The organism is Alcanivorax sp. VBW004 (assembly GCF_009718865.1).
GTDB lineage: Bacteria > Pseudomonadota > Gammaproteobacteria > Pseudomonadales > Alcanivoracaceae > Alcanivorax.
On sequence record NZ_WNHC01000001.1, the window covers coordinates 2,394,248 to 2,411,077 of the forward strand.

General features: G+C 48.6%; 14 protein-coding genes. 11 read left to right on the forward strand and 3 right to left on the reverse strand.

Going from position 1 to position 16,830, the window contains the following annotated elements:
- Positions 1-32: 32 nt before the first annotated feature.
- Together radC and F1529_RS10900 are read right to left on the reverse strand one after the other, a co-directional pair.
- On the reverse strand, positions 33-527 hold the full coding sequence (gene radC, locus F1529_RS10895; RefSeq protein WP_155134659.1) for a DNA repair protein RadC: 495 nt from the start codon (positions 525-527) through the stop codon (positions 33-35).
- A 76-nt stretch (positions 528-603) separates the two neighbouring features.
- Complete coding sequence (locus F1529_RS10900; protein WP_155134662.1) at positions 604-936, reverse strand: hypothetical protein; 333 nt, start codon at positions 934-936, stop codon at positions 604-606.
- 250 nt (positions 937-1,186) lie between these two features.
- Between F1529_RS10900 and F1529_RS10905 the strand changes: the two genes are divergently transcribed.
- The 4 genes from F1529_RS10905 to F1529_RS10920 all read left to right on the forward strand — a co-directional run bounded on the left by F1529_RS10905 (position 1,187) and on the right by F1529_RS10920 (position 4,911).
- Positions 1,187-2,281, forward strand: a complete 1,095-nt coding sequence (locus F1529_RS10905; protein ID WP_155134665.1) for a DUF4238 domain-containing protein — start codon at positions 1,187-1,189, stop codon at positions 2,279-2,281.
- A gap of 359 nt (positions 2,282-2,640) precedes the next feature.
- The gene (locus F1529_RS10910) at positions 2,641-3,837 is read left to right on the forward strand and encodes a hypothetical protein (protein ID WP_155134668.1); all 1,197 of its coding nucleotides are present in this window, start codon (positions 2,641-2,643) and stop codon (positions 3,835-3,837) included.
- Positions 3,838-3,850: 13 nt separating this feature from the next.
- A complete protein-coding gene (locus F1529_RS10915; RefSeq protein ID WP_155134671.1) occupies positions 3,851-4,195 on the forward strand; it encodes an STAS-like domain-containing protein in 345 nt (114 codons plus the stop codon).
- A 26-nt stretch (positions 4,196-4,221) separates the two neighbouring features.
- Positions 4,222-4,911: a hypothetical protein gene (locus tag F1529_RS10920; RefSeq protein WP_155134674.1), complete on the forward strand. Its 690-nt coding sequence runs from the start codon at positions 4,222-4,224 to the stop codon at positions 4,909-4,911.
- A gap of 797 nt (positions 4,912-5,708) precedes the next feature.
- On the opposite strand, the gene F1529_RS10925 is transcribed toward F1529_RS10920, so the two are convergent.
- A complete protein-coding gene (locus F1529_RS10925) occupies positions 5,709-8,036 on the reverse strand; it encodes a TRAP transporter large permease subunit (protein WP_007150199.1) in 2,328 nt (775 codons plus the stop codon).
- 297 nt (positions 8,037-8,333) lie between these two features.
- On the opposite strand from F1529_RS10925, the gene F1529_RS10930 reads away from it, so the two are divergent.
- From F1529_RS10930 to F1529_RS10960, 7 genes are read left to right on the forward strand one after another with little or no spacing between them, the layout of a single operon-like run.
- Entirely contained in the window at positions 8,334-9,203 is an 870-nt protein-coding gene (locus F1529_RS10930) for a metal-dependent hydrolase (RefSeq protein ID WP_155134678.1), read from the forward strand.
- The gene (locus tag F1529_RS10935; RefSeq protein ID WP_007150864.1) at positions 9,203-10,204 is read left to right on the forward strand and encodes a BtrH N-terminal domain-containing protein; all 1,002 of its coding nucleotides are present in this window, start codon (positions 9,203-9,205) and stop codon (positions 10,202-10,204) included. Before F1529_RS10930 ends, F1529_RS10935 begins: the two co-directional genes overlap by 1 nt.
- The gene (locus F1529_RS10940) at positions 10,179-11,159 is read left to right on the forward strand and encodes a PaaI family thioesterase (RefSeq protein WP_230457772.1); all 981 of its coding nucleotides are present in this window, start codon (positions 10,179-10,181) and stop codon (positions 11,157-11,159) included. The genes F1529_RS10935 and F1529_RS10940 overlap by 26 nt, the downstream gene beginning before the upstream one ends.
- A gap of 58 nt (positions 11,160-11,217) precedes the next feature.
- Positions 11,218-12,768, forward strand: a complete 1,551-nt coding sequence (locus F1529_RS10945; RefSeq protein WP_008930249.1) for a long-chain-fatty-acid--CoA ligase — start codon at positions 11,218-11,220, stop codon at positions 12,766-12,768.
- A 47-nt stretch (positions 12,769-12,815) separates the two neighbouring features.
- On the forward strand, positions 12,816-13,976 hold the full coding sequence (locus F1529_RS10950) for an acyl-CoA dehydrogenase family protein (protein WP_007150215.1): 1,161 nt from the start codon (positions 12,816-12,818) through the stop codon (positions 13,974-13,976).
- A gap of 8 nt (positions 13,977-13,984) precedes the next feature.
- Positions 13,985-15,100: an acyl-CoA dehydrogenase family protein gene (locus F1529_RS10955; RefSeq protein ID WP_008930247.1), complete on the forward strand. Its 1,116-nt coding sequence runs from the start codon at positions 13,985-13,987 to the stop codon at positions 15,098-15,100.
- The gene (locus F1529_RS10960) at positions 15,087-16,688 is read left to right on the forward strand and encodes a GMC family oxidoreductase (RefSeq protein ID WP_007150726.1); all 1,602 of its coding nucleotides are present in this window, start codon (positions 15,087-15,089) and stop codon (positions 16,686-16,688) included. The genes F1529_RS10955 and F1529_RS10960 overlap by 14 nt, the downstream gene beginning before the upstream one ends.
- Positions 16,689-16,830 lie beyond the last annotated feature (142 nt).

A 16,830-nucleotide genomic window follows, 5' to 3' on the forward strand; every position in this document is an offset into this window, starting at 1 on the left:
CTGTTAAAGAAGGAATGCCCAAAAGGGCAGGGTTATAGCCAGCCGCGCTCGGCCAGGCTGACGTAGCCGGAACGGGACACCACAAAGTGGTCCAGTACACGGACATCAATCAGCGCGAGGGCATCGGTGAGGCGTTTGGTGATCTGCCGGTCGGCATTAGAGGGCTCGCTACAACCAGAGGGATGGTTGTGGGCGAAGATGACGGCAGCGGCATTGCACTCCAGAGCACGCTGCACCACCACACGGGGGTAAACCGCAGAGCTATCAATGGTGCCGTTGAACAACGTCTCGAAACGAAGCACCTTGTGTTTGTTGTTGAGGAAGATGGCCGAGAAGACCTCGTTCTTCTCCTGGGCCAGGGCCAACTGCAGGAACTGGGCAACATCGGTGGGTGCCGTTAGTGCTTCACGATCAGTGAGCTCATCCAGCAGGATGGTGGCAGCGGTGCTGACAATCTCCTCAGGCTTAACGCAGCCCTGTACGTGATACAGGCCCTGCTCGTTCTTTACGAAAGTGGGAATATCCATTCAGGCCTCCAAAGCGGCATAAAGAAGCCCGCGCTAGGCGGGCTTCTAGGGTGAGAGAAAGAGATAAGAGAAGGGGTTACTCGGAATCCAGGCGAAAGCTGTGTCCGCAGTCCAGGCATTCCAGGTTGTCGAGATAGATCTCGTCGAGCTTGGCACCCAGCGCAGCACCGGCTTCACCGCCGGCAACGCCACCAGCCAGACCGCCGAGCACGGCACCGGCGATGCCGCCAATCGCAGACCCAGCAGGCCCAAACGCCATGCCGACGGTCGCACCGACGCGAGCCCCGCTAGTCGCCATGGCAACGCCGCTGGCAGCTCCAGCAACCGTGCCGACAGAACCGCCAACCTTGCGGCCATTTTGCAGGGCGACGGCCCGGATAGAGCGGCAGGACGGACATTGAATGATCATGAAACCTCCATGAAGTGGGGACAGGAAGTCTTCCTTCCTGGCTTCATGGAGGTGATATGTGTTTGAAACTATCTAGAATCATTAAAGTTGTTATGGTTGAAGCTATTAGAGGTTTATTGACGAGAGGGAATCAATTTCCAAGTGATTTATCTGGGTGTTGAGCTTTAGGTGTCTCTAGAGATTTCGTATATAGCCTGGCTGAAATCGTCTGCTAAAAATAGAGAAAGATGTTAAATCGGGGATAGATAATATGCCGACAAATAAAAATCAGCATTTCGTTCCAAGATGTTATCTGAGGCCATTTACGAATGACGAGGAAGGGAAGGCGATTAAGATATTTAACATAGATAGGGAAATCTTTATTGATAAAGCGGCAGTAAAAAAACAATGCTCAGGAGACTACTTCTATGGAGATGATGAGGATTTAGAAAAATCTATACAATCATTAGAGCAGGCTTATGCTGGAGTCCTTCGTAGAGTCAGACTGGATTGTTATAATAAACTTGAAGAGGGCGATGAATTGCTTCTCAAGAGATTCTGGCTCTTTCAGTATATGCGAACTGAAGCCGCATCACGACGTATGGTGGAAATGAATAGCAAGCTTGGTGAAATGGTCGGAGAGGATCAATCTTATCGAATGGAAATTAAGGAGGCGGTAATCGAGTCAATGCGGACCTATGCAGAGGTTATGAAAATAACCGACGATCTTCGTGGTTGCTTGGTGAAATTGAACTCCGAGATGAAGGTTGTCGCTTCCGATGATCCGGCCATTTTAACTAATCGTTGGTTTAAGGCTGACCCTAAGCTTAAGGAGGCAGGTTATGGGCTGGGGTCTGCAGGCATCATCGCGATTCTTCCTTTGTCGGCACAAATGGTTTTTATTGCGTATGATCCAGATGTGTATTCTGTTTCAAAAAAGAATGGAATTTTTAAATCTAAGAAGTCTGACGATATCAGAGCATTAAATCAATTTCAGTTTTTGAACTGCCGGGCAAATATTTTTCCGGGCGAACATCAATGTGATCAGGCCTTGATTGAAGTTTATAACTCATGCCGACAAAATAGAATCGAGGAACGCCACGTTCTTCAATATGCAGTATTGGATGGTATAGAAGATGAGCATAAAAGGTTTAGAGTGGTTGCCAGTGCTGATGAAGAAGAGCACCAGGAGGCGATTGTACATTCTCAAGCTCTTTTCCCTGAGCCGACAATGTGGCCAAGTTTTCTACGTTGGAGGAAAAAGGGGTTTGGTATGGTGAATGGAACAGGTGTTGGATGTGTCCGTCGTTCACAAAGTGAAGTGCGTGGAGGGCCTAAATATAGAAAGCTATATACGAAGCGTTGATGCCTGGGTTGGTAATGTAGAGTTTCCGTCCGTATCTTTATGGACGCTATTTGGGCAGGAGTCCTCCGCGTTGAAAGGTTGTTTGAGGAAAAGCTTCCATACTTATTGAGAGGAGGGTGTAATATCGGGGCGTGAGTGGCGATGAAAGGTGATATGTCGTTCCTTTTTCTGTCATGAAGTGTGTGAAGTAGGGATTTTGCAAGTTTGGCTGTTGGTTAATCAGGCTAAGGCACTATGGTAAAGGTGAGGGCGCATTGTGAATGCGAGGATGGGCGTTGAAACTGCAGTAACCAATGCACGATGATATTGGGCTTCTGAAATTATTGCTTATTACTTTGTTGAATTAGTAATAACCTTTAATGGATTTAATGAATCATGGATCGCATGTTGGGTGGTCCAGTATTTGTGATGGGGAAGAGATGAGAAGGATTTCAAAAAAACAGCGGCAGTTCGATATCCAGAGAGATTTACGATTAAGAAGGAACTGGAAAAAGATATCAAAGGGGAGGGGTGGGGCTGGATTGTCAGATTACTGCCTAGAGAGAAATAGTTGGGTAGATAAGAAGAGGAAGGATGGCCTTAATATTGAATTTCTTGGCACCAACAAAGTTTCAGTTATTCTTCCCGAAGAGATGAATTTTTCAACAAAATACGAAGAAACCACCTTGGTTATTCAGTCCATCAGGCGGCTGGCAGAAAAGGTGAGGTCAATAAAGCAGTACAGGTTGGCAAAAGTTGATTTTAGTAATCTAAAAAAAGTTTCGACTTCGGCAGGGCTTGTGTTGACAGCTGAGCTGGCAAAGTGGGAAGACTCGCAGAGTATGAGTTTAAGGCCTTTGCTAGAAAGTTGGGATAAAGAAATTATAAGAAGGTTTTATAGGCTTGGTTTTTTTGATTTGTTTGACTGCGATATCGATCATAAATATGTGGAAGGGCTTGGGGAGGGAACTGGTTTGTCGCTAGTGAAGTATATAAAAAGAAACCAATTAGGTGTTGCCCAGGTGAGGGATTTTAAGGAGGAGGTTACGTCAATTGTTGGGGAGGATATTAATAAATGGCCGATTCTGAAGTGTGGGCTTGATGAGGCAATAAATAATGTGGCGGATCACGCATATCCAGATGGAGAAGGGTTTAGGGATAAAGATAAGAACTGGTATCTTACTGGTGGCTATAACAAAAAAACAGCAGAGCTGAAAATTGTTTTCTACGATCAGGGCGTTGGCATACCGGCATCTTTGCCGGCGTCTAAATTGGGTGAAAAACTGCTGGATTGGTTGAGTCGGCGGCATTTGAGTCATGGTTACAAAGATGAGCATCTTCTGAAGGCCGCGGTAGAGATGCACCGCACCCGTACGGGGCAAGAAGATAGGGGGCGGGGTCTTCCAGATATGCTAGAATTTATCAATGAGAGAGGCAATGGCTACCTTTCTATAATGAGTGGTAGAGGACTCTATAAATATGAAATTGTTAATGATGATGTAAAAATTAAAACACAAAGTTTTGATAATAGAGTGTATGGGACTTTGATAATATGGAAAACCAAGTTGGCTGCCTAGCTTGGAGGCTGTGATGGCAATATTAAATATCGGGCAAGATTTCGGTCGTGATCCAACCGGTAGAGGGCCTCGAAATGGCCCTCTAAATGGAGAGGCCTTTCGGGAGAAGCTTTTAAAACCGGCTGTTGATAAACTTCAGCCCGGTGAGAAGTTGATGATTATTCTGGATGACGGAGTTGATGGCTATGGCTCATCTTTTCTTTCAGAAGGGTTTGGGGGAATGATTAAATGTGGGTATATAAAGTCGGATAAGTTTTTAAGTATTTTGGAATTTAAATACAACGATCCGGATTTTTTGTTTTTTGAAAAAAGAATAGTCTCTTATATTAAAGAAACTCCTTATAACTCTAATAAATGATATTGGTGGATTTTTTGGGGAAGATAATGACATCTGTTATCGGGGGTGAGAAGAAAGGCTACAAGGATAGCGAAATCTGTACCTATGACTTTTATGATGTCTTGGATCAGATTGTAGAAGAAAAAAATACCACGGCGGTTAAAGTTGATGGGGGGGATGGAATAATTCGTGTGGAGTTGGCAAAGATTGCTGAAGATGCCAAGCCCAACACTGATATTCATATAGCGTTTTTGGTGGCACTTATTGGCGCGTTTTGTGGTTCGGTTTTTGCTTATATTTTTACAAGAATTCATTGGAAGCTAACAAAAGATAATGAGCACCTTCAAAGCATAAAAAAGTCGATGATTCTTTCTATAAAAAAATTCGAAAGTGATGCTTGGGAATACTGGGGTGATGACAGTCTTAGTGCTATAGATAGTTTGAAGTTGCAGTCTAGGCTTGAAGTAAAAATGAAGCCACTATTTCGATATTCTCAGGTTTTACAAGAAAAGATATCAGTAAAAAGCACCGCGGAGTCCAAGGGGTGGGTGCTCCCATTGATTAAAACTCGAAAAGAAGGTTTCAATACATTGGATCAGCTTTTTGAGATTTATGATTTGGCTACTGGCGGAGAGGAATACGGTAAAGATGAGAGGGCGGTGGATGTATGGAGGGCAACGCTTATATCTCAGAAGTGTCACTCGTTGATTTCAAAGCTTGAGTGTACCAATTGCTGATCAGTTTTTGGTTTTTGATGAATGTAATGATTTGCGTGGAGGCCTTGGGAAATAAATAAGTGTAGTAAAAAGTATGACTTTTTATTTTATATAAAATATTAGGCTTGTTCTAATTGCCTTACACACCTTTGTATTATTGATGTATGTTGAATCAGAAAAAACTCACTTTACCTCCGAATATTGGTTCATTAAATAAAAGTGGGCATGATATGAAAATTGCTCTAGGGAGCGAGATTTTTCCTTTCTCAATTGAGGACATCCCCAAAACGCACGTCAGTACTAAATCAGGGGGGCGATTGGGGTTTCACGCGACTATCCGGCATGAGTTCTATCAGTTGGCGCGGCGGCGAATCGTTTTCAGTCATGCTGGCGTTGCTCTCTGGGTGATGCATGGTACAGAGCGACACCACATTTGCCCGCGCCGATCAGTGAATGTGCGTCATTGAGCCTGCCACCTCAGAAATAGGTAATGGCATCGCCCTCTCCATCGTCTTTTCTAATGCAAAAGCGGCAGATTTCGTAGGCATCCAGTCACGACAGAGTGTGATATACAAAATAGGAGTAGGGGCGTATCACGGCGGTGTGGCTGGGGCCTCAAACCCGGCACGTTGCCGGTCGAGTTTGCCCTGGTCATCATCTGTTGATGGGGGGGCGGATTTGGTCAGGAGTTCAGATAAAGTTTGATTATTCCTGACCAAAATTTTTCGTCTTATTGTAAATGCAATCAGTTTACATTTTAATTTTCGCTGAGCGATGGAATCAGTTATTGAAAGCCAACTTTTAAAATTGACTCGCGATTAACCACCGTGCGATATTTTCTGGAACATATAGCCGTGGAGCGTATCTGACATCAGTGGCAGGTAGGATACCATCAATAGAGCGGTCAGCATCACGGCAATAGGCAGAAGATACTTCTCGTGGCGACGGTAAAAGCTGCCTCCGTGAACTTTGGCGGATTCCACTTCCTCGTCGCCGACCACCTGTCTTGTTAATAAGTGGTTAAGTGCCACCGGTGGTGACAAGTAGCCCAGTTCGAAGGCCGCTAGAGTGATCATCCAGAAGTGCAGGGGCTCAATTCCATTGGCGAACGCCACAGGAGCTATCGTGGCGTTCACCAGTAACACCGCGCCCATCGGATCCATGGTCATGCCAATGATTACCATAGTGATCACCAATATAGTCATTGCAACCCAGATATTGGCAAAAGTTTCAGGTAAGTTTTCCATCATCCCAGAACGTTCTACGATGCCACCAAGGCTTACCGACATGCCCATCAAAATCAACAAGGCACCGATATGTCCGGTGGTTTCATTGGTGGCAAAACGCAGTGAAGACTCTAGCTTCTCTCCTGTGCCTGGTTCAGGCTGGTGGTGAGGTTTTGCCGAGGGTTTTTTTACTAGATGCTGCAGAATCAGGCTGACACTAAGTAACATATTGCGCCAGAAAAGCTCCCAGAACAGGCTGTTAAGTTCATTTTTTGAAGTGCCAGTAGGAATGTTGCCGCTATTCAGGGCCTCCTGCATACCAGCCATATTGTAAGAGGAGTAGAGAATGAGGGGGACTAGCGTCAACGAGAAGACGTGTAGAGATTTTACGCTAAGTTTCTCGTAACACAGAATCGACAGCATCATTACAGGCAAAATGATGGGGGCGTAGATTTCGTTTAACTCCGCACCCAGAATATCTCGGAAAAATACTACCACCGTGCCCATGATGATTATATAGGGAAGCAGTGGGACCAGGCGTTTAAGACTGGCGGGTACTGCTTCAGATAAGGGTGCAATACGGGCGGGTGATGTGCGTACAAACTGGCTGTAAACGAAGAACAAGAACAAAGACAAAGAGAAAACCTTCAAGCCTGAGGAAAACATCTCATCTGTCGTCACTGCGTTATTCAATGCGGCAATAATCACTACCAGAAGACAAGGTCGAAGAACGACGCCGAGAGAGCCAGACATAGCAGTGGCTGCCAGAGCTAACTGCTTGCGGGCTCCGGCGCGAATCAGCTCATGGTAAACGGTGGCGCCAGCTGCGATTACAAAAATACCTGAAGCGCCGGTGAACGCTGTCGGGATTGCGGTAATTGCTAGCACGACAAAACACATGAGCTCTGGAGACATTTTCCAGGGTCGCAGTACATCAAATACCAGGTGGGCGAGTTTGGTTTGACGTAACATCATGCCTATCCAGATATACAGCGCGAGGCTCAAAAACAGTGTGGAAAGCTCCATGAGCATACCTAGGTATACACTTATTCCGTGATAGTAACCTTGTTGGGCGAACTGGATACCTGCGGAAATACACATGATGCTGTACAGCGGAATGGTCAGCAGCGATTTCCCCCAAGAGCCGCCATCGCTTAGATCTTTCGGCGGACGGAGCAACTGGTAGAACGCTGCCAGGCTGAGAATACTAAATCCTGCAATCCAGAACTGATGAAGATAGAAGTGATCAACGTTGACTCCATCTGCCACTGCGGATAATTCTGCACTGCGATAAACCCATGCTGACGCCAATAGCATCAGGTTTGCACTTAGCTGACCAACAGTTGAGACCAAATGATCCTTGCGCGTTTGAGCAGGCCGAAGTGCGATGTGGTGTCGGGAGAATGTAGCTGTTGCTGCACAGATTATGATAAGTAGGCAGAGTAAAAGGCGCTTGTAACCCCCAAGGGTGGTGACCAGATGGGCGACCCCTGTTTCCAGGTTGCGGAAGGCAATCACTCCAGGAGTGGCGTTCTCTTGAACCATCCTGTAGTCGCTCCATTTATTGCGACAAATGGAGCGGGATGACTCCAGCGATTGACGTATCGCTCCTTCGTTCACCTCTGATCCCAAAATTCCGGCTAATGGATCGGCCGCCATTCGTGCTTTCTTCTCGGTGATGGCCTTCTGGATCTCCTGTTCAATGTTAGGATCTGAATTACAGGTGGGGGCGCCGACAAGTCCCGCTGTTCGCAGCTTGAAGTAACCTTCCCATGTGCTCTCACCAATCTTGAGTAACTGGGAATGAATCACTTCGCCAGAGGCTAGAAAAATAGTGAGCAATAGCAGGATTATGGTTGGCAAGGAGGAAAGCCATTCTCCCGCAGATCGCTGTGCCATGCTCAAACTGGCAATATTCATCGGTACTTCCTTGCTCTATAAATTTATCGGTTACAAACGACAGGGTCGAACCGAATGTTTAAGGGAATTCTGAATATTTCGTAAAATGTGGTGATTCTCACTTCTTGGCTTTTGATCGGCCCATAGCGCTGATATTTAGCGCATCTTTCATGGTCGAATCACTACTTCGAAAGTTATAAGCATGAAACTTACGTGGTTTTGCCGCTTTGTAGGTTTGTTCTGGTTGACATTTGGTCAGTTGACCAAATAACATCGAAGGATGTCAACCTAAAGACAACCTGTTTCATTGGAGGAATTATGACTTCTTTGCCAATCCAGCCACGTAAAGTTGCTTTTGATGTCTCATCAGTGCCGCGGCACTGGAATGGCGGTGATCCCGTGCTGACCCGCTTTTTTGACGCCCTCTCGGTACATTTCCCGGAGGGAGAGCGCTTCTTTATCCAGTCAGTGCGTAACTTCAAGGATCAGGTGACAGATGATCAGCTGATCGAGGACATTCGTCACTTTATTCGCCAGGAAGGTCAGCACGGCATTGTCCATGATCGTTTCAACGATGTGATGGCCAGCCAGGGCGTGGATGTAGATAAGGTCACTACGAATTTAAGGACGTTTATTCGCACCACACAAAAGTACTTGCCGAAGAAGTATCAGCTCGCCATGACTGCGGCGTTTGAGCACTTTACGGCAACCTTGGGCGAAACAATGGTCAGCGAGAAAAGCGACATGTTCCGCGAGGCCGACCCGGTAATGAGGGCTCTATTTCTTTGGCACGGGGTTGAAGAAGTAGAGCACAAGGCTGTGGCCTATGATCTTTATCAGGGAGCGGCTGGGGGGGGCTACCTGACTCGTGCCTCGGCGCTGGTGGTTGCGACACTGATGGTTCATTTGGTCGTGGCACCGGTATTCTGGAATATGCTCAAGCTTGATGGTGTCACGCGCCAGCCCGGTGTGATTCTGAAGGGTTTGAACAAACTTTATGGGCGAAAAGGTATTCTCACAGGAATGTTGCCTGATTTTCTTGCCTGGTTTCGTCCCGGGTTTCACCCTTGGGACACCGGTATGCCTGAGAAGGTTGCCGCCTGGTTGGCAGAGTATGAGGCTCATGGTGATCCAATGCAGGCATCGGAGACCATTTATGGTCCGGATCCTGTGAGAGAGGCAGCCTGATGCAGACCAACGATCAGGGTAACCCCGGTGCCTTTGATTTTCGGCACACTCATAGGCCCGGACGCCACTGTGGAAGTTCAGCTATCAGGGATCTTCTGGAGTTTCATGGGCTTAATTTAACTGAAGCTTTCTGCTTCGGTCTCGGTGCCGGGCTTGGTATTACTTATGTGGAAATACCAGGCACGGACACCCCGTTTATTGTCCATGTCCGTTCAATGGGATTTGAGGAAACGGTGTTCTCTACACTGGGCGTGCCGTTTCGCTGGGAAACTTGGCAAGATAAATGTGCTGCCGCCGATGCGCTGGATGCCCATCTTGATGCGGGGCGGCCTGCGCTTCTCTTAACTGATATTTTTTACCTTCCTTATTTCAAGAGCAGTACACATTTCCCCGGTCACGCCATCGTCGCCTGGCAGCGAGCCGAGAAGGGCGAGACGATGCTCGTTAGCGATACCGAGCGCCCAGGGCTTTTAGAGGTGCCTCGTGACAAGTTGGTTGAAGCCAGATTCTCCTTGTCGCCACCCTTTATCCATCATGGTTCATTGTTCGCACCCGAAAGTGTTTCGGTTCAGGTGTCTGCCGAGAACGTGCGCAGTGCGATTGTGAAGAATGCAGATAATCTCCTGCAAGGAAGCAGGAATCACGGTATTCAAGCGCTAACAACTTGGATCCAGGAACTTCCTCGCTGGAAGGCAGTGGATAAATGGCAATGGTTGCTCCGTTTCGCCTATCAAGTGATCGAGAAGCGTGGAACGGGGGGCAGCGGCTTTAGAGCGATGTATTCAGAATTTCTCGATGAAGCGAGTGAAATTGTTCCTGAAATACATGAGGCAGGCTTGGTCGAGTTGATGCGAACGAGTGCTGCGGCATGGTCCGCTCTGGCTGATTGTCTGCGAAAGGGGTCCGAAAGTGAAACATTCCCTGAAGAGGCAATAACGGACGCCATTGAATCTGTGCGTGTTGCAGAGACCCGGTATGCGGATGCCGCTTCAACATTCTGATAAAAAGTTGCTAACTATGACAGCTGAGACATCACTCCCGAGAGAACTGCTTGCCGCAAAGGCTTTTTTTGGTTCAGGGCATCCGTTGTTCAGGGTTTTTGGTATCGCAATGGATGACATTACCAAAGATGGCGCGGTAATGAGCATGCCTTGTGTGGAAGAGGTTTGTGATCAACAGGGAAAGCTTCATCGGGGAGCCATCGCTACCTTGCTTGATACGGCATGTGGTTTGGCGATTTTTGTGCGCCTCGGCGACATGCGCCCAATTGCGACAATTGACTTGCGCGTTGATTTCATCGCTAACCCCGAGGCTGGCGAAGGGGTGGCATGTAATGTCACCTGTTTTGCAGTTGAAGAAAATATTGCCTATGTCCGTGGAGAGGCATTTGGGCGTGATGGCGGCAATTTGCTGGCGTCGGTATCAGGCAGTTTTGCGATAGGAACGGCAGGCCCGTCCTTTGATCAATCTGTGAATCCTAGCAATAAGAGAGCCCCCTCCAAGAAAAAAACAATCGATGATGAAGGAATCATCAGCTTCGAAACAGAAAGGGTAACCGCTCTCTCTACTGTGGTCGGCGATGTATCACCATACGAAAAATTTCTTGGTATGACGGCTTCGGACGATAACGGCGAAGCAACCTATAAAATGCCGTTTCGCGAGCAGCACATTGGCAACCCTCTGATCAAGACTTTTCATGGCGGTATTATCGCAAGCTTCGCGGAGCTTGTTGCTGGCGCGCACTTAACAGCGAATCAGACTGAACAAAATAAGCCAGTATGTTCAAGTATGACTCTGGATTATTTGCGCCCGGCCTTTGCGGGTACGTTGGTGGCCAAGCCGAACATTATTCGTGAAGGAAAGCGCTTCATTGTGGTTGTTGTGGATGTGTTTCTTGATGGCGCCCAGGTTTCCCGAGGTCGCTTCATTTATAAGAGAGCCTTCGCTTCCAGCTAATCCAATCTATAAACAACCCTCCCCCCTTCCTTTTCTGCCTCAATAGAGGAGTTCTGTTATGTATATTTCACAGACTTTGCGCCGTGCGGTTCAATTAAACGGCCAAGGTACGGCTACCGTTTTTGCTGGTCGGCGGCAAACCTGGCGAGAGTTTGAAGACCGTATCGCATGCCTTGCTAACGGGTTGCTAAGTCTGGGCATCAATGCGGGTGACAGGGTTGCCATACTGGCATTAAACAGCGATCGCTACCTGGAGTATTTCTATGCAGTGCCGTGGGCCGGTGCGGCAGTGAATCCCGTCAATATTCGGCTCGCACCACCTGAAATCGCCTATACCTTGAATGACTCAGGTTCTAAAGTGCTTTTCGTTGATGACACCTTTGCAGCATTGCTGCCATCCCTACAGCCACAGCTTGAGTCTATCAAGCATGTTGTCTTCATGGGTGAGGGTGAGTGTCCACAAGGGTGTATTGATTATGAATCCCTTGTCGCCAACGCCGGTCGAATCCGTGACGCCAATGCTGGCGGTGACGATCTGGCGGGGCTGTTTTATACCGGTGGTACCACTGGGCGGTCAAAAGGCGTGATGCTGAGTCATGACAACCTGGTATTCAATGCCCTGAACGTGGTTGCCGAGATGGGCTATGACAGTGACACCATATATATGCATGCCGGGCCCATGTTCCACTTGGCTGATATGGCCAGCACGTTTGCCGTGACACTGGCTGCGGGGACACATGGCATTGTTCCTCGCTTTGATGTTGATGAAGTGCTGGCTTTCATTGAGCAGGAGAAAGTCACGAACACCCTGTTGGTGCCGACCATGGTCAATCTTCTAGCCTCATCTGGGCGCATCGCCAATTACGATGTCAGCAGCATAAAACGCATGCTGTATGGCGCCTCGCCAATGCCAGAGGCGGTATTGATTAGTGCTATGGAACAAATGCCGACAGTGTCATTTGCTCAGGGCTATGGCCAGACCGAAGCCTCCCCAATCATTACCTCACTCGGGCCAGAACATCACATTCCCGGCGGAGAAAAATTACGTAGCGCCGGTCGCGCAGCACTGGGTGTGGAGGTGGTGGTGCTTGATGAAAATGATCAGGTGGTATCTCAAGGTACGGTTGGCGAAATATGTGCGCGGGGACCAAACGTCATGTTGGGTTACTGGGGAATGGAATCAACAACCGCTGATACCTTGCGCAATGGTTGGCTACATACCGGCGACCTTGGCTACATGGACGAGGATGGATTTGTCTTCATCGTTGATCGAGCCAAGGACATGGTAATTAGCGGTGGAGAAAATATTTTCTCTGTTGAAGTTGAAGGTGCCATTTATAGCCATCCTGAGGTACAGGAGTGCGCGGTAATTGGTATTCCCGATGAACGCTGGGGTGAAGCTGTGCATGCAATCGTGGTGCTGCGTGAAGGAGAGCACGCCAGTGAGGCAGAGATTATCGAACATTGCCGTGAAAGAATTGCAGGTTACAAAGTGCCTCGTAGCGTTGATTTTAAGGCAGAGTCGTTGCCGGTGAGTGGGGCAGGTAAGGTGCTGAAAAACGAACTGCGAGCCCCCTTTTGGGAGAGCAACGGTAAACAGGTTAATTGAGTAATCGATGACCTTGTATTGCGAAATTTATTGGCTTGGAGGCTTCCATGAATCTGGATTTCAGTAATGACGAAAAAGAATTTCGTAAGAGTATCCGGCAGTGGATGAAGGAAAATGTGCCTGATGATATTCGGCGCTGTACTGCCCGAGGAGCGATGCCAGACAAGAATATGCAGCAACGATGGGAGCGTTTGCTGGGCAGTCAAGGTTGGCTCACGTCTACTTGGCCAGAACAATTTGGTGGCCCAGGGTGGAGTGCAACCCAGCGGTATATTTTCGATCAGGAACGCGCCTCGGCAGGGGCTCCGCCAACAAGTCCTTTTGGTGTGGCCATGGTTGGGCCGGTGTTATATACCTTTGGTTCTGAAGCACAGAAGGAACGGTGGTTGCCCGGCATTCAGCGTGGCGAAACGCTATGGTGCCAAGGTTATTCTGAGCCCAATGCGGGCTCAGATCTGGCCTCGTTAAAAACGCGAGCCACGCGTAATGGCGACCATTATTTGGTTAATGGTCAAAAAATCTGGACGACACAGGCCCATTGGGCAGACATGATGTTTTGCTTGGTGCGAACGGATAGCACCGTGAAACAGCAGCAGGGTATTTCATTCCTGCTGATCGATATGAAAACCCCCGGGCTTGAAGTACGGCCGATTTATTCAATTGATGGGCATCATCACCTTAACGAAGTCTATTTTACCGACGTGAAAGTGCCTGTGGAAAATTTGGTGGGTCAAGAAGGAATGGGGTGGACCATTGCCAAGTTTCTTCTTACCCACGAACGCACCACCATTGCCGGTGTGGCGGATATTCACTACGAAATCAATCGCCTTAAAAGTGCTATCGATGCGCTACCAACGGAAACAGATAAGCAGTTGGCGGTGCGTCGGTTGGCTGGCTTGGAAGTCGATCTTATGGCACTGGAATACACCAACTTTCGCACCGTTGCTGCCACAGATGAAGGCAAGCCGTTCGGCCCAGAATCGTCAGGACTGAAAATCAAAGGCACGGAACTACAGCAAAGGGTTTCCCAAGCGATGGTGGAAATCGGAGGTTTGATGTCTTTGCCATGGGATAACGAGGAGCCCATTGGGGAGCAAATTTTTAATCAGGCCAGTCGCCGCTATAACTTCCTGCGTGCGTGCACCATCTATGGTGGATCTAACGAGATCCAGAAAAACGTGTTGGCGAAGATGTTGCTCGGATTGTGAGGTGAAAAATGGATTTCAAGTTACCCGAAAATACCACCATGATTGCGGATACCGCGCGCCGTTATCTTAAAGACAACTATTCATTTGACAGCTACATTGCACAGTTGAATGAGAGTAATCACCTTGAAGCGAATCGCTGGCAGGCCATGAATGATTTGGGTTGGTTTGGCCTTCCGTTTGCTGAATCTGTTGGAGGGTATGGCGGCTCATTGCTTGACGTGTGCGCCATTGTTCAGGAGTTAGGAGCCGCGCTTTGTCTTGACCCTTTTGTCGATTTAATTGTTTCCCCCGGCAAGTTATTGGAGTTCGCCAATACGCCAACATCCTTGGCGTTGCTTGATCGCATTATTTCTGGTGAGGCACGTGTGGCTTGCGGTCTTTATGACCGGCATGCCGGTTATCACGTGCTGAACCCTTCCTTGAGGCTAAACGGAGAACGACTTTCCGGGCAGAAGCACGTTGTGTCTGATGGTGGCGTTGCAGACGCCGTGCTCGTCTCCGCTATGTCTGGTGATGAGTTGGCCATTGTCGCGCTACCTTTCGACGCCTGTGACGTTGAAAGATATCGACTGCTCGATGGAAGCCGTGCTGCCAGTTTGACGCTTGATGATGTGCTCATCACAGACGAAATGGTTTTGTGTCGTGGTGATGCGGCAAAGCAAGCGGTTTCTGCCTGGTTCGATTATCTGTGCGCATTGGACTGCGCACGTATGTACGGCGCCTGCCGAGAGGTGTATCAGGCCACTCTGGAATACGCTCGAACGCGTAAACAGTTTGGTACAACGATTGGCAGTTTTCAGGTAATCCAGCACTACCTTGTTGATGCGTTTATTGATCTCCAGCAGCTGGAATCCATGCTCTTGATGGTGTCAGTAAAAGGAGAGAGCGCAAACGTCTGTGAGCGCGGGCGCGCGACAGCGGCGGCAAAGGCTTACTACGCAAACCGGGCCGTTGGTATCACTCAGCAAGGTATCCAGATCCATGGTGGCGTTGGTGTTACGGAAGAGCTGAACATTGGCCATTACTTCCGTCTGGTGACACATGCATCATTGAGTCATGGCGACCGAGAGCACCACATGTCACGGTTTATTCAGGCGGGGGAGAAGCAAAATGAAGTCGTTTGATTTTATCGTCGTAGGGGCGGGCTCTTCGGGCTGTGTTCTTGCCAACCGGTTAAGCGAGTGCGGCAAGTATTCCGTTTGTCTTATTGAGGCCGGCCCCCACGATAATAGCGGTTTTATTAATATTCCGTTTGGACTCATCGGTCTAATTAAACAAGGAAAGCGAAACTGGGGCTACGACACCGCGCCACAGAGTCACCTTAATAAAAGGCGCCTCTACTGGCCGCGAGGAAAAACACTGGGGGGCAGCAGCTCAATCAATGCCATGGTCTACATTCGAGGCCAACAACAAGACTATGATGACTGGGCAGCGCAAGGCGCAACAGGGTGGGCGTGGAAAGATGTGCAGCCGGTATTCAATGCACATGAAAACAATGAACAATACTCCGCTGACAATTGGCATGGTGTGGGTGGGCCACTGAATGTTACCCGAGTCAGGGATGTTAACCCGTTAACCCCGCTGTTTATTAAGTCCGGTGAAGAGCTGGGTTATACCCGAAACGATGATTTTAACGGGCCGGAACAGAAAGGCTTTGGCCGGTTTCAGGTAACACAAAAAGAAGGGCGCCGATGGAGTGCCGCGCGTGCTTTCCTGGATCCTGCACGTGGCCGCGATAACCTGCACATCATGACGGATGTGCAGGTAACCAAGGTGTTACTGGATTGCGGCAGGGCGATTGGCGTCGAAATTTGTGATAGTGATGGTGCTCAATCGGTCATTCGTACGAACAAAGAAGTCATCCTGTCCGGTGGGGCGATCAATAGCCCTCAGTTGCTGATGTTGTCGGGTATTGGAGAGCGAGAGCACCTATCGAAAATCGGCATCACCTGTTTGCAAGACTCGCCGGAAGTTGGGGAGAACCTTCAAGATCACCTTGATATGACCGTCATGATCAAGGACAAAAGCCGTCAATCAATCGGCATGTCACCGTTTTTTATACCTCGGCTGATTAGTGCCTTCTACCAGTATTTTCGTCATCGGCGCGGCTTTCTTGCCAGTAACGCGGCGGAAGCAGGGGCTTTTGTCAGCCTGCTCAGCGAGCCGGATCGTCCGGATGCTCAGCTACACTTTTTACCGGCTTATCTTCGAGATCATGGACGTCAGTTGACGCCTGGGTTTGGTTGTACGATTCATGTGTGCCAACTCAGGCCTAAGAGTCGAGGACAGATTCGATTGGCCAATAGCGATCCATTTGCTGCGCCTTTGATAGACCCAAACTATCTTTCTCATCCTGACGATATTCTTGTGCTCCGTGAAGGCGTGAAACTAGCCAGAAAAGTGTTTCACAGTCATTCTTTCAGCTCTGCTTTTGGCGGTGATGACGAACCGGCTTCCAGCGTGGAGAGTGATGACCAGATTGACGCGGATATTCGCCAGCGCGCTGAAACAATCTACCATCCCGTCGGCACTTGCCGAATGGGTAGTGATGAAAAAGCGGTGGTGGATGTCCGTCTGCGGGTAAACGGTGTGAAGGGGTTGCGTGTCGCCGATGCCTCGATCATGCCACTGTTGATCAGTGGTAATACGAACGCGCCATGTATGATGATTGGCGAGCGAGCGGCACAATTCATTCTAGAGGATGCGCAATAAAGATCGGCTAGAGAAAAGCTATGATAAAAGGTGTAATGCCGGAGTTGCATGGAAGCAATTCCGGCATTTTTTTGTGTGTCTTTTAGCAAACGGTGGTGACAGAGTCGTCAACTATTCAGAGGTTCCCTAAACCCCCTTGAGC